The organism is Kitasatospora sp. CB01950, from assembly GCF_001905465.1.
GTDB lineage: Bacteria > Actinomycetota > Actinomycetes > Streptomycetales > Streptomycetaceae > Kitasatospora.
In genome coordinates this window covers 233948-246632 of the sequence record NZ_LISX01000005.1, presented here as the reverse complement: position 1 = coordinate 246632, position 12685 = coordinate 233948, and the positions used below count along the sequence as shown (strand labels likewise).

The following is a 12685-nucleotide window of genomic DNA, read 5'->3' as shown; positions in this document are numbered from 1 at the left end:
CCGACACCGTACCGGCCGTCGGCGCGGCGGGTCACGGCGGTCCGCAAGGCGTCGCGGTGGGGACGACGCCGGAACGGCGATGATCGTTCCCGGCCGGGGCCGGAAAATCGGGCCCGGCCGTGGAGCAGTGGTGAAGACGGGTCAGGACGCGGCGGCGCGGCGCAGCACCCGCAGCGAGCCCGTCACCGAGACCTCCTCGAAGCCCTCGTCCAGCGCCCGCAGGTACACCCGGTAGGGGGCCTGGCCGCCGTCCGCCGGGTCGGGGAAGACGTCGTGGACCACCAGCAGGCCGTCCTCGGCCAGGTGCGGGACCCAGCCCCGGTAGTCGCCGGTGGCGTGCTCGTCGGTGTGTCCGCCGTCGATGAACACCAGCGCGAGCGGGCTCTGCCACACCGCCGCGATCTGCGGGGAGCGGCCGACCAGCGCCACCACGTGCGGCTCCAGCCCGGCCGCGTGCAGGGTGCGGCGGAACCGCGGCAGGGTGTCCATCAGCCCGACCTCCGGGTCCACCAGCCCGGGGTCGTGGTACTCCCAACCGGGCTGCTGCTCCTCGGAGCCGCGGTGGTGGTCGACGGTCAGGGCGACCGTGCCGGCGCGGCGGGCGGCGTCGGCCAGCAGGATCGCCGAACGCCCGCAGTAGGTGCCGATCTCCAGCACCGGCAGCCCGGTGCGCCCGGCGGCGTCCAGCGCGGCCGCGTACAGCGCCAGGCCCTCGTCCTCGGGCATGAAGCCGGTGGCGGCGCGGAACGCGGCGAGCACCTGCGGGTCGGGCGTGGCCGCGGCGGACGGGTCGGTCATCGGGCGCTCCTGCGGGGCTGGTCGGGGGACTGACCAGGACCCTACTGGATGGTAGGAACGCCCTTCACGGGACCTCAGAGCAGTTGGCCGGCGATCCGGCGGCGGAGCTCGGCGAGCTCGGCCTCGATCAGGGCGGCCCGGCCGGAGTCCAGCACCACCGGGTGCCGGTGCTGCTCGGGGGCGGTGGCGGTGAGCATCCGCAGCCGCAGGTGGGTCGGCGGGTGCGAGCCGTCCACGGCGTCGCCCTGCCGCGCGGCGACCCGCAGCCGGCGTTCGGTCTCCATCGGCGGGACGGTGCGGACGGCCTCGGCCAGCGACTGCCACAGGTCCGGGTGGGCGGGCTGCCCGCCGTCGGCCCGCCGCCGGGGGAGGGTGCGCTGACGGAGCACCACCGTCTCGAAGGTCGGCCAGTGCAGCGACGAGGTGAGCGCGCCCCGGGTGTCGGCGACCGAGGTCAGCCGGACGGACAGCCGGTCGGCCCGGTACTCGGCGGCCTGCCCGGAGCGCAGCGACAGCCGGTTCATCACCAGCGCCAGCCCGTACGCCGCCCGGTTGACCACCCAGAGGACGTGGTTCGCCACCGAATCGGCGATCAGCATGACCAGTCCGGACGAGCCGGTTCCGAGCCGGGTCCGCTCCGGCGCGGTCAGCCGGCACCACTCGACCAGCGCGGCGGTCGCCGAACCGGTCCACAGGCCGCGCCGGTTGTCGCCGTTGACGCAGTGTCCGAGCTCGTGCGCGAGCACCGAGACCCGCTGCTGCGGCGCGAGCACCGTCCACAGCGGCAGGCCGATGGTCAACTGCCGCCGCCGGCGCAGCCCGAGCACGGCGAACGAGAGGTTCCAGTCCCCGTCCACCACGATCGTGTCGACCTTCGGCGCGCCCACCTCCTCGGCGATCCGGTCCACCAGCGCGTACAGGGTCGGCGCGGTGGCGCGGTCCAGCACGCCCTCGCGGGCCGGGCGGCCCAGCCGGGGCCGCAGCAGATAGGCGACGGCCAGTGCGAACACGCCGAGCAGCCGGTTCGTCCAGGCCGGCAGCAGCAGCCCCGTGACCAGGGCGATGCCGAGCAGGAAGACCGAGAGCGAGACCAGGTGGACCACCCCCGCCAGCGCGTACGCCGCCACCGTCGAGGAGTCCTGGAGGTCGGAGCCGTCCTCCGCGACCAGCTTGAACACCTGCTCGGACCGCTCCCGGACGTCCCGCCGGGTCGCCTCGGCGCGGCGCTCGGCCTTCTCCGCCCTGCGCCGCTGACGCGGCGTGAGGTGCTCGGCGGGCGGCTCGGGCGGCAGCAGGTTCCACTCGCAGCTCGGGCACCAGGTCGGGAAGCGCTCGTTGACGGCGAGTGGCGACCGGCACTCGGGGCAGCGCTCGACCGGCTTCTCGGCGCCGGGTCTGTCGGACGGGTCTGTGGTGGTGTCAGTGGTGGGCACGGCGGCGGATCCTGCCACGCCCGGGACACGACGGGAAAGCGATTTCTGCGCTATACAGAGGGCCGTTCCGCCGCAGTAGAACGTGTTCCACCGTCGTCCCTCGCCCTCCCACCGGCCTGCCGGTGGCACCCTCATCCCGGGAGCAGCCCGTGCGCGCAGCGATCCTGCAGAAGACCGGACAGGACACCCTGGACGTCCGCGACGACGTCGAAGCGGTCGGCTTCGGTCCGGGAACGGTCCGGGTCCGCATGCATGCCGCCAGCCTCTGCCACTCCGACCTGTCCGCGATGGCCGGCGTGCTGCCGCAGCCCGCGCCGTTCGTGCCCGGCCACGAGGGCGCCGGCGAGGTGGTCGAGGTCGGCGACGGCGTCACCGGCCTCGCGCCCGGCGACCGGGTGGTGCTGTGCTGGATGCCGCCCTGCGGCAGCTGCCCCGCCTGCCGGCGCGACCAGACCCACCTGTGCGTGGCCTCGCTCCGCCGGCTCTCCACCCCGACCTTCCGGATCGGCGGCGACACCGACGCGTACGGCTTCTACAGCACCGGCGCGTTCGCCGAGGAGGTCGTGGTCGCCGCCGACGCCCTGCTGCCGGTGCCCGCCGACCTGCCGTACGACCTGGCCGCGCTGATCGGCTGCGGCGTCACCACCGGACTCGGCGCCGCCGTCAACACCGCCCGGGTGGAGCCCGGTTCGGCCGTCGCAGTGATCGGCGCGGGCGGCGTCGGGATCGCCGCCGTCCAGGGCGCCCGGATCTGCGGCGCCGCCCGGATCACCGTGGTCGACCCGGTGGCCTCCCGGCGCGAACGGGCACTCGGCTTCGGCGCGACCGAGGCGATCGCCCCCGACGGCCTCAAGTCCGCCGCCCGCAGCGTTCCCGGCGGCGGCTTCGACTACGTCTTCGAGGCGGTCGGCCGCTCCGAGACCGTCCGGGCCGGCTACGACGCCGCCCGGCGCGGCGGCGCGGTGGTGGTGATCGGCGCCGGCGCGGCCGACGACCGGGTCTCCTTCAGCCTCGGCGAACTCTTCTTCAACGAGAAGCGCCTGCTGCCGTCGATGTACGGCGGCGGCGACGTCCGGCGCACCGCCGGCCGGGCCGTCGAGCTGTGGCGGGCCGGGCGGCTCGACCTCGCCGGGATGATCACCCACCGGCTGCCGCTCACCGAGGTCAACGAGGCGATCCGGCAGATGCGCAGCGGTGAGGCGCTGCGGACCGTGCTGACCGTCGACTGAGCCCGGCGAGCGTCCCGGACGGCACCGGCAGGCCGAGCCCGGCGAGCGTCCCGGACGGCCGACGCCCCCGGCTCCGTCAGGACGGTGACGGTGGCGGGGGCGTCGGCGGTGCGAGGTGGTCGTGCGGCGGGCCGTCGGCCCGCGGCGGCCAGAACGTCAGCGGCGATGGCGGCCGTGCGGGTCCGCGTCAGTGCTGTCGTCGTTGGCAGTGGTGCCCCGGTGCCGACCGTGAGCCACGCCGTCGGCGGTCTCGTCGGCGCCCGGCGCGCGGTGGTCGTGCTCGGTGGTGTCGTCGATGGACTCGGACATCTGGTCAGTCTTCTCCGTGCGAATGGGCGGTCTCTGCGAAAGGTGCACCGGCACGCCACGGCGTACCGATGTGCCCGGAACCCGGACAGCAGGAAGCCGGCCGTCCTCGTGGTCGGCCCGCGCGGGGGCCACGATAACGGCCGAATCGGATCGGAGCCTACCCAAACCGCTGCGCGTCGCGCCCCGAAACCCCTGACGGGCGTTCACCGTCCGGCCCGGCCCGGGCGCCTGTCCGTCCAGGCGTCCCCGCCGGTGCCCGGCCGGTACCGGGGGTGGGTATGCGGCTTTTCGTCAAGTGCCGCCGGTCTGCCGCGATTTGACGCTTCCGTCCAGCTGGGGCGCCGCAGCGGGACGGTCGTCACGCACGGCGGACCGACAGCCCAGGTCGGTGCTGACTCGGCCGCGTCGAGCACCATGGGGCTGCCGGTCCGGGGGTGTGGTCGCACGTGCGGGACGGGGTGGTCGCTCACCGGTGGTTCCGACACCGGGTGAGGGCTACCGGGCCCCTGCGCGAGCCGACTCCGGGCGGGAGGGCCGTACCCGCCCCCGCTTCGGGGGTGGACACGGCCCGGGGTGGCCCGAGGTCAGCTGATGGTGAAGATCAGGCAGGTCAGGACCAGGCAGGTGAACTGGCACCCGGCGCCGTGGCCGCCCAGCTCGACCGACTCCAGCTCCGGCAGCTCCTGCAGGGCCGCGAGGTCGGTCTCGAACGCGGTCATGTTCTCCATGGTGTTTCCTCCCCTATGGGTTCTCGTCGGGCACGGACGTGTCCGACGACTGCGACGGAAAGCGGTTTCCCGTTGCAGGTCCGGCTCCCGCCCGGCGCGCTCCGGGCCGCATCCGGGCAGGCCGGCGGGCCCCCGCGCGCGGCGGGAAGTCTGTTGTGGGTTCTTTCTTCGGGCGGGTTCTTGTTCGGGCAGATCGGCAGATCGGCAGATCGGCGGGTCGGGCGGATCGGCGGGTCAGGCAGGTCTGCCGGTGCGCAGGAACCCCGCCAGCAGCTCGTGCAGGACCGCCGCGCCCTCCTCGGCGAGCAGCTCGTGCCCCGCGCCCGCCGCCTCCACGTACCGGAAGTCGGCCCCCTCGGTCCGGCCCAGGCGCAGCAACTCGTGCCGCAGCAGGCGGGATTGACCGACCGGCACCACCTCGTCACGGTCGCCGTGCACCACCAGCAGCGGGGTGCGCAGCCGATCCGCGAGCCACAGGACGTCGCGCGGACCCCGGGCGTCGTCGATCGGACGGTCGCCGCCGAGCCGGGTGGTCAGCGCCCGCACCGGCGCCGACGCCTCCGCGAGCAGCCGGCCGCCCGACAGGAACGGCGCCACCACCGCGCACCGCGACACCGTCCCCGCCGGGGCGTGCGCCGTCGCCAGCAGCGCCAGGAACGCGCCGTAACTGACCCCGAACAGCGCCGGCGGCTCCAGGCCCAGCGCGGCCCGGTGTCCGGCGATCCCGGCCAGCAGCGCCAGGACGTCGTCCAGGTCCGGCCCGCCCCACGCGTTGCGGATCGCCATCGCGAACTCCGGGCCGTAGCCCGTCGAACCGCGCTGGTTCGGGGCGACGACGGCCAGGCCCTGCGCCGCCATCCGCTGCAACGCCGGGTCGAACTCCAGCCGCCAGGCGTCCGCCGGCCCGCCGTGCAGCGCCAGCACCAGGTGCGGGGCGGTCAGCCACTGCTCGCCGCCGTACACCACCGCCTCCACCGGGCCGGCCGGACCTGCCAGCTCCAGGCACCGCGCCGACTGCCACCGGCCGCCGTCCCCGGACACCGCCGAACCGTCCAACCGCCACCCGGCTCCGTCGGCCGCCGGCAGCGCGTCCACGTCCACCGTGGCGAGGGCGGCCGGGCGGTCCGGCGCCGAGTACGGCATCCGCAGGCCCGCCGACGACCAGTGCCCGACCGCGCCGAGCCGCCCCGGCGGCACCGGCAGCCGATCGAGCCGGCCGCTGCCCGGCTGCCACAGCACCAGCGAGGACGCCGCACCGTGATCCATCTGAAGCACCACCCGGGGCTCCGTGCCCGGCCCGTCCGGCGCGAGGGCGATCGGCCGCAGCAACCGGCCCGGCTGGTGCAGACAGTCCGGGAAGCGCACCGGATCGGCCCCGCCGACCAGCGCCCAGCCCAGCCGGTCCACGCCCGGCGCGTCACTGCGCAGCATGCCGAAACCGGTGGCCGGGTCGAACAGCACCAGGCGGTCGTTGCTGCTCTCGCCCAGCTCCAACAGCGGGCTGGTGGAACCGAGGTGAAGATCCAGCACGACGGTCTTCACCATCCCGCCGACCACCCGGTCCAACGCCAACAGCCGACCGGCCCCGTCCAGCCACACCCCGCCGCCGTACAGCCCGGGCAGCTCCGCCACCACGCGCGGCGCGGAACCGTCCGCCGCCAGCAGCCACACCGTGGTCACCGGGCGGGTGTCGGTGCCGAGCAGCACCGCGACCGGCGCCTCCGCGGGCCCCGCCGGGCCGGGCATCGCCAGCATCCGCAGACCCGGCAACCGCATGGCCGCCAACGGGAGTTCGACCGCGGGCCCGGCCGGTTCCCCGGCCGCGAGCACCACCAGCGCATGCCGGTCGCCGTCGTGCCGGCATACCAGCACCCTTCCGTCCGGCAGCGCGGCCAGCTGCGACCGCAGCCCCTCCGCCCGGCCCTCCGGCGGCACCAACCCCACCGGCTCCGCCGCCCCCTGCCCCGGCAGCCGCCAACTCTCCACGTACCAGCCGCCGTCGGCCCCGGTCGCCAGGCACGCCGCATGCGACCCGTCCCCGGCAAAGGTGAAACTCAACCGCCGCAACGCCTGCGACGCGGTGCGCACAGTCGCCGTACTCATCGGGATCCTCCTGCGGTGCGGTGGGGCAACGGTGTTCCGGTCGAGTGGCTCAACTGCTCGACGCCCGGGCGCGTTCGGGGTGCCGTCGAAGACGCCTCCCGGTACGGCTCGGGGTCGGACCAGAGGCGGGGCCCGGAATGGCGCAGGCGGAGGAGGAAAGCGAGGGAGCCGGTGGTGCCGGTGCCGTAGGCGGGGGTGGAGGCGGCGCCGGTCTCGTCGGGGAGGAGCAGCAGGCCGTCGCGGCGGGCGGCGCGGGCGGCGATCAGCCGGGCGATCTCGTGGGCGCCGCGGCGGAAGCGGGTGTCGCCGGTGGCCCGGGCCAGGTCGAGCAGGTACTCGCCGTTGCCGGCCAGGCCGTGGCAGGCCGAGACCCCGCTGTGCCAGCGGGCGTTCAGCACGGCCAGGCCGGCCGCCTCGGCCAGTCGGCGGGCGCGGTCGTCGCCGGTGCTCTGCCAGTAGCGGATCAGGAAGCTGCCGACCCCGGAGGAGCCGCTGCACCAGTGCGCCAGCCGGACATGCGCGGGGTCGCCGTGGCTCTGCGGCCACCAGGCGGCCTCGCCGCCCCGGCGGACGGTGGCGGCCAGGGTCTGCACCGCCCGTTCCGCCCCGGCCGTCAACTCGACGGCGGACGGATCACCGGCCGAGGCCAGCCGGTCCGCGCAGGCCAGCAGGAAGGCCCCCACCCCGGCGACCCCGTGGGCGTGCCCGAGGTGGACCGCCCCGGCGAGCGCCGAGTCGAAGTCGGCGGGCACCGGCCAGACCGTTCCGTACGGTTCGGTACGGGCGGCGGCCAGCAGAGTGCGGGCGCACTGTTCGGCGCGTTCGAGGAACTCGTGCGCCCCGGTGGCGCGGTGGGCGCGCAGTTGGAGGAAGCCCGCGCCGGCAGCGCCGTGGCAGACGTCCGGATTCGGCCAGGCGAGCGGGACGTCGAGTGCCGTCTTCGCGGCCCGTTCGGCGAGGCCGAGGTCGTCGAGGGCGTCGGCGGCGTCGAACAGTGCCCAGGCGGTGCCGGAGCGGCCGAAGTGCAGGCCGGGCAGCACCACCGGTTCGGCGGCCGCGCGCCGTTCGATCCAGTCGGCGGCCGTCACTGCGAGGGCCCGGGCCTGCACGCGGACGGGTTCGGGCAGCGGGGCGAGACTCGCCCGGGCCAGCACCGCGAGCACACCGGCGGCGCCGTGCTGCACGTTGCACGGGTCGGTGAGCTGCCCGCCGGGCACGGTCGGCCACAGCCGGTCGAGCCGCTCCGGAGTGGCGGTGGACGCCAGGTGGCGCAGCCCGTCGTGCAGCAGCCGGTCGAACGGCGGCGGGCCCGCCGGGCGCGGAGCGGGCGGGGCCTCCCCGCCGAGTTCCTTCCGGGCGCGGGCCACGCTCCACCGCCGCTCGGCGTCCTCGGCGCGCAACCCCAGCACCAGCGGGGCCAGTCGGCGCGCGGTGAGGCCCTCCCGGGCGGCCGACGCCAGCCAGCTGCCCAAGGACCCGTCGCCCGGCAGCAGCGGGTCGTGGCCGGTGGCGAGCAGGAAGAGGAGCCCGCCGAGCGCGTACAGGTCGGCGGCGGGCGCGGCCAGGGCGGTGCGGTGCGGCCCGGCCTGCTCGGGGGCACGGTACCCGGGGGTGCCGGCGGTGCCCGCCAACTCCCCGGCAGGGACGGCCAGTTCGAGGTCCACCAGGCGCACGCTCCGGTCCGGCAGGACCAGCACGTTGCCGGGGGAGAGGTCGCGCAGCACCAGCCCGTGCCGGTGGACGCGCTCCACCAGGCCGAGCAGGGCCGCCGCGAGCGGACCGGCCTCGGCCCACGGCACGTCCGGGGTGCCGTCGTGCCGCAGCCGGGAGGCCACCCAACTGCCGAGGGCCTGGCCGGGGACGCGTTCCTGCACCAGGAACAGCGAGTCCTGCTGCTCGACCAGGGCGTGCACCCGCGGCGTCAACCCGGTGTCGGCCAGCCGGCCGAGCAGCTCGGCCTCGTGCCGCAGCGCCGCGCGGGCGTCCGTCCCGGCCCGGTCCACCTCGATGTGGGCGCGGGCCTGCTTGACCACCACCTCGGCGCCGGTGGCGGGTTCGGTGCCGAGGAACACGCCGCCCTTGGCACTGTGCCGCAGCGCCGCGGTGAGTGCCCAGCGGCCGTCCAGCAGCACCCCGGCCCGCCGCCCCTTCGCCGCCGGCGTGGCAGAGGTGGTCGATCCCGCCCCCTCGACGGGGTCGGCCACCCACGCCGGACGGCGGTAGGAAGCGGTACGGACGTCCTCGACCTGCGCGCCGTCCGGGCCGCGCAGCATCGAGCGGTACGCGCCGTCCGGCCCGAGCTGCGCCCGGCCGGTGAAGACGCCGTACCGGTAGTGGACCGGGCTGCCGGGGCGGTACGGGCGGTCGGAGAGGATCGTCGGTCCGGGCATTCCCGAAGTCGCCCGGTGGAGTTCCTCGGCGAGCCGGCGGAATTGTTCGTCGCCGTCCGGATAGACGGTGAGGAATTTCCCGGCCGAAGCCCGGTCGCTGTTGCGGGAATTGATTTCGTGCAGCCGATCGCGGTCGGCGGCGAACTTGAACGTGCAAGGGTCCGCGGCGAGCACCGCGGCAACCGCGGCCAGCACCTCGACCGCGACCTCCGAGGCGGCGGCGACGTGCAGCTTCCAGCCCTGCTCGGGCAGTTCGCGGCCGGGCGGCCGCACCGTGCACCAGAACCCCTCGACCGCGACCGTCCAGTCGCCGCCGCCTCCCCGGGTCCTGCTGTTGGCCACGGCCGCCCGGGCCACCTCCACCAACGTGCCGTCCCTGCCCGGCACGTCGTCGACCGGCACCGGCCCCCCTGTCCTGCGCAGCGGTGTGCCCGCCCCCATCTGCTTCACACCCCTTCGCGGTGGACTCGACCGACTCACGGTCTGCGGAAGTCACGAGAGGCTCGCCCGCGCCGGCCGAATTCGTTCGTGAATTGAGGCCGGTCGCCTTTTTTCCGACCCCCCGGTCGAGGCAACTCTCGTTCGCAGGACTGAAGTTACTTTCGAGGAGGGGGTGACTCAACACCGGCCGGGTCACTTCACTCTTAAGGGTGATCTAATTTCGTTTTCGAATACGTTCGGTCCGGCCGGTGTGGGCATGGGGTTTCCGGGCCCCCACCGGCCGACCGGTGGGTTCGGGCCCCGGAAAGCGCCTGCTCGCGCCCCGGCCCACCGTTCCCGGCCGCGTTGACGTGCAGGTGTGCGGGCCGTCCGCAGCACGGGTGCCGGGCGGTTCCGGGGCGGGCCCGGCCGGGCGGGGCCGTGGCACGCGGTAGTCTCGACAGGTGCCGAAACTGTCCGACGTCATCGCCGTGCTCGAAGAGATCTACCCCCCGCAGTGGGCGGAGTCCTGGGACGCGGTGGGCCTGGTCTGCGGCGATCCCGACGCCGAGGTGGGCCGGGTGCTGTTCGCCGTCGACCCCGTGCAGGCCGTCGTGGACGAGGCCGTCGAATGGGGCGCCGACCTGCTGGTCACCCACCACCCGCTCTACCTGCGCGGCACCACCACGGTCGCCGCGACCGGCTTCAAGGGCCGCGTGGTGCACACCCTGATCAAGCACGACATCGCACTGCACGTCGCGCACACCAACGCCGACCACGCCGACCCGGGCGTCTCCGACGCCCTCGCCGAGGCCGTCGGTCTGAAGGTCACCGGTCCGCTGGTGGCCGACCCGACCGACCCGGCGGGCCGCCGCGGCAGCGGCCGGATCGGCGAACTCCCGCAGCCGATGACGCTGAGCGCGTTCGCCGCCCGGGTCGCCGCCGGACTGCCCGCCACCGCGGCGGGCGTGCGCGCCGCCGGCGACCCGGAGCAGCAGGTGCGCCGGGTCGCGGTCTGCGGCGGCTCCGGCGACTCCTTCCTCGCCGAGGCCCGCAAGGCCGGCGTGGACGCCTACCTCACCGCCGACCTGCGCCACCACCCCGCGTCCGAGGCCACCGAGGCCGCGCCCGTCGCCCTGGTCGACGCCGCGCACTGGGCCACCGAGTGGCCCTGGCTCACCCTCGCCGCCCGCGAGCTCACCGGCCGCGCCACCGACCGCGGTTGGCCGCTGGAGACCCGCGTCTCCACCCGGGTCACCGACCCGTGGACGGCGCACGCGCCGATGCCGTACACCCCCTGACACCCCGTCGAACCACACACAGGAGCCATCCCGCGTGAACGCCGCGCCCGCCGACCAGATCCGCCTGCTCGACCTGCAGGCCATCGACTCCCGCCTCGACCAGCTGGCCCACCGGCGCCGCACCCTGCCCGAGCACGCCGAGATCGACAAGGCCACCGCCGACCACACCGCCCTCAAGGACCTGGTGGTCGCCGCCCAGGCCCAGCTCGGCGACACCACCCGCGAGCAGGCCAAGGCCGAGGCGGACGTCGAGCAGGTCCGCAGCCGCGCCGCCCGCAACCAGCAGCGGATGGACTCCGGCGCCGTCACCTCGCCGAAGGACCTGGAGAACCTCCAGCACGAGAACACCTCGCTGGCCAAGCGCCAGGGCGACCTGGAGGACGTGGTGCTGGAGGTGATGGAGCGCCTGGAGTCCGCGCAGACCCGGGTCACCGAGCTCACCGCCCGCCTGGAGCACTCCACCGTCGTGGTCGCCGAGGCCGAGGGCCGCCGCGACGCCAAGTTCGCCGAGATCGACGGCGAGGCCGAGAAGGTCCGCCGCGACCGCGAGGCCATCGCCAACATCATCCCCGCCGACCTGATGAAGGCCTACCTGCGCCTGCGCGAGCAGCAGGGCGGCGTCGGCGCGGCCCGCCTGTACCAGCGCCGCTGCGAGGGCTGCCGCACCGAGTTCTCGATCACCGAGTTCAACGCGATCAAGGCCGAGCCCAGCGACAAGGTGCTGCGCTGCGAGAACTGCGGCCGCATCCTGATCCGCACCGGCGAGTCGGGCGTCTGACCCGGTGGCCGGAGCCCAGTTCATCGTGCAGGCCGACGGCGGTTCCCGGGGCAACCCGGGGCCGGCCGGCTACGGCGCGGTCGTCCTCGACGCCCGCACCGGCGAGATCCTGGCCGAGGCCGCCGAGTACATCGGCCGCGCCACCAACAACGTGGCCGAGTACAAGGGCCTGATCGCCGGGCTGAAGGCCGCCCACGCACTCGACCCGGACGCCCGGATCCTGGTCGAGATGGACTCCAAGCTGGTCGTCGAGCAGATGTCCGGCCGCTGGAAGATCAAGCACCCCGACATGCAGCCGCTCGCCGCCGAGGCCCGCGGCATCGCCGCCCGCGGCAAGGTCGAGTACCAGTGGATCCCCCGGGAGAAGAACAAGGAGGCCGACCGGCTCGCCAACGAGGCGATGGACGCCGGCAAGCAGGGCCGCCAGTGGGAGCCCAAGCCCCGCGCCGCCGCGCCCGTCGCCGCCGCCGCGGTGGACGAGCCACTGCCCGCCGCGCCCGCACCCCGGGCCGGCTGGGCCGGGCCCGCCGACCTCGGCGCCCCCACCACGCTGGTGCTGCTGCGGCACGGCGAGACCCCGCTCACCCCGCTGCGGCAGTTCTCCGGCAGCACCGGCAGCGACCCCGGCCTCTCCGAGAAGGGCGTCTGGCAGGCCGAACGCACCGCCGAGGCGCTCGCCGCCCGCGGCACCGTGCAGGCCGTGGTCTCCTCGCCGATGCTCCGCACCCGGCAGACCGCCGAGGCCGTCGCCCGCCGACTCGGCCTGGACGTCCGGATCGAAGAGGGCCTGCGCGAACTCGACTTCGGCGACTGGGAAGGCCTCACCTACGCCGAGGTGCTGGAACGGCACCCCGACGACCTGAACGCCTTCTTCGGCTCCGCCAAGGCCAAGCCCACCGGCAGCGCCGAGTCGCTCACCACCCTCACCCACCGGGCCGGGCAGGCACGCGACAAGATCCTCGCCCGCTACCCCGGCAGGACCGTCCTGGTGGTCTCGCACGTCAGCCCGATCAAGAGCCTGGTCCGGCTCGCCCTCGGCGCCCCGCCGGACGCCGTGCACCGGATGGAACTCTCCGCGGCCTCGCTCTGCGCCGTCCAGTACTACAGCGACGGCAACGCGTCGCTGCGGCTGCTCAACGACACCTCGCACCTGCGCTGACCGCGTCGCCGTGGCGGCGGAACTCGTGGCGGCGGAA

Annotated in this window: 10 protein-coding genes; 4 read left to right on the top strand and 6 right to left on the bottom strand. The window is 75.2% G+C overall.

Features of this window, described 5'->3' with window-relative positions; all coding sequences use genetic code 11:
- Nucleotides 1–141: 141 nt before the first annotated feature.
- Both AMK19_RS15595 and AMK19_RS15590 read right to left on the bottom strand, forming a co-directional pair.
- Nucleotides 142–798, bottom strand: a complete 657-nt coding sequence (locus AMK19_RS15595) for a class I SAM-dependent methyltransferase (protein WP_073812077.1) — start codon at nucleotides 796–798, stop codon at nucleotides 142–144.
- 74 nt (nucleotides 799–872) lie between these two features.
- Nucleotides 873–2231 (bottom strand): M48 family metalloprotease, encoded by a 1359-nt coding sequence (locus tag AMK19_RS15590; RefSeq protein WP_073812076.1) that lies wholly within the window; start codon nucleotides 2229–2231, stop codon nucleotides 873–875.
- A gap of 149 nt (nucleotides 2232–2380) precedes the next feature.
- On the opposite strand from AMK19_RS15590, the gene AMK19_RS15585 reads away from it, so the two are divergent.
- Nucleotides 2381–3460 (top strand): Zn-dependent alcohol dehydrogenase, encoded by a 1080-nt coding sequence (locus AMK19_RS15585; protein ID WP_073812074.1) that lies wholly within the window; start codon nucleotides 2381–2383, stop codon nucleotides 3458–3460.
- A gap of 156 nt (nucleotides 3461–3616) precedes the next feature.
- On the opposite strand, the gene AMK19_RS36520 is transcribed toward AMK19_RS15585, so the two are convergent.
- The 4 genes from AMK19_RS36520 to lanL form a co-directional block, all read right to left on the bottom strand.
- Nucleotides 3617–3769, bottom strand: coding sequence for a hypothetical protein (locus tag AMK19_RS36520; protein ID WP_198953335.1), 153 nt, complete (start codon nucleotides 3767–3769; stop codon nucleotides 3617–3619).
- A 584-nt stretch (nucleotides 3770–4353) separates the two neighbouring features.
- Nucleotides 4354–4497: a VenA family class IV lanthipeptide gene (locus tag AMK19_RS35995; RefSeq protein WP_157815502.1), complete on the bottom strand. Its 144-nt coding sequence runs from the start codon at nucleotides 4495–4497 to the stop codon at nucleotides 4354–4356.
- Between the two features lie 234 nt (nucleotides 4498–4731).
- Nucleotides 4732–6600 carry an alpha/beta hydrolase family protein gene (locus tag AMK19_RS15580; RefSeq protein ID WP_073812072.1) on the bottom strand — a complete coding sequence of 623 codons (1869 nt, stop codon included), beginning with the start codon at nucleotides 6598–6600 and terminating at the stop codon, nucleotides 4732–4734.
- Entirely contained in the window at nucleotides 6597–9392 is a 2796-nt protein-coding gene (gene lanL / locus AMK19_RS15575; protein ID WP_073812071.1) for a class IV lanthionine synthetase LanL, read from the bottom strand. The genes AMK19_RS15580 and lanL overlap by 4 nt, the downstream gene beginning before the upstream one ends.
- Before the next feature lie 482 nt (nucleotides 9393–9874).
- Here lanL and AMK19_RS15570 point away from each other — a divergent pair, with 482 nt between their 5' ends.
- From AMK19_RS15570 to AMK19_RS15560, 3 genes are read left to right on the top strand one after another with little or no spacing between them, the layout of a single operon-like run.
- Complete coding sequence (locus tag AMK19_RS15570; RefSeq protein ID WP_073812069.1) at nucleotides 9875–10711, top strand: Nif3-like dinuclear metal center hexameric protein; 837 nt, start codon at nucleotides 9875–9877, stop codon at nucleotides 10709–10711.
- A gap of 34 nt (nucleotides 10712–10745) precedes the next feature.
- Nucleotides 10746–11489, top strand: a complete 744-nt coding sequence (locus tag AMK19_RS15565; protein ID WP_073812067.1) for a zinc ribbon domain-containing protein — start codon at nucleotides 10746–10748, stop codon at nucleotides 11487–11489.
- Nucleotides 11490–11493: 4 nt separating this feature from the next.
- Nucleotides 11494–12648: a bifunctional RNase H/acid phosphatase gene (locus tag AMK19_RS15560; RefSeq protein WP_073812066.1), complete on the top strand. Its 1155-nt coding sequence runs from the start codon at nucleotides 11494–11496 to the stop codon at nucleotides 12646–12648.
- Nucleotides 12649–12685 lie beyond the last annotated feature (37 nt).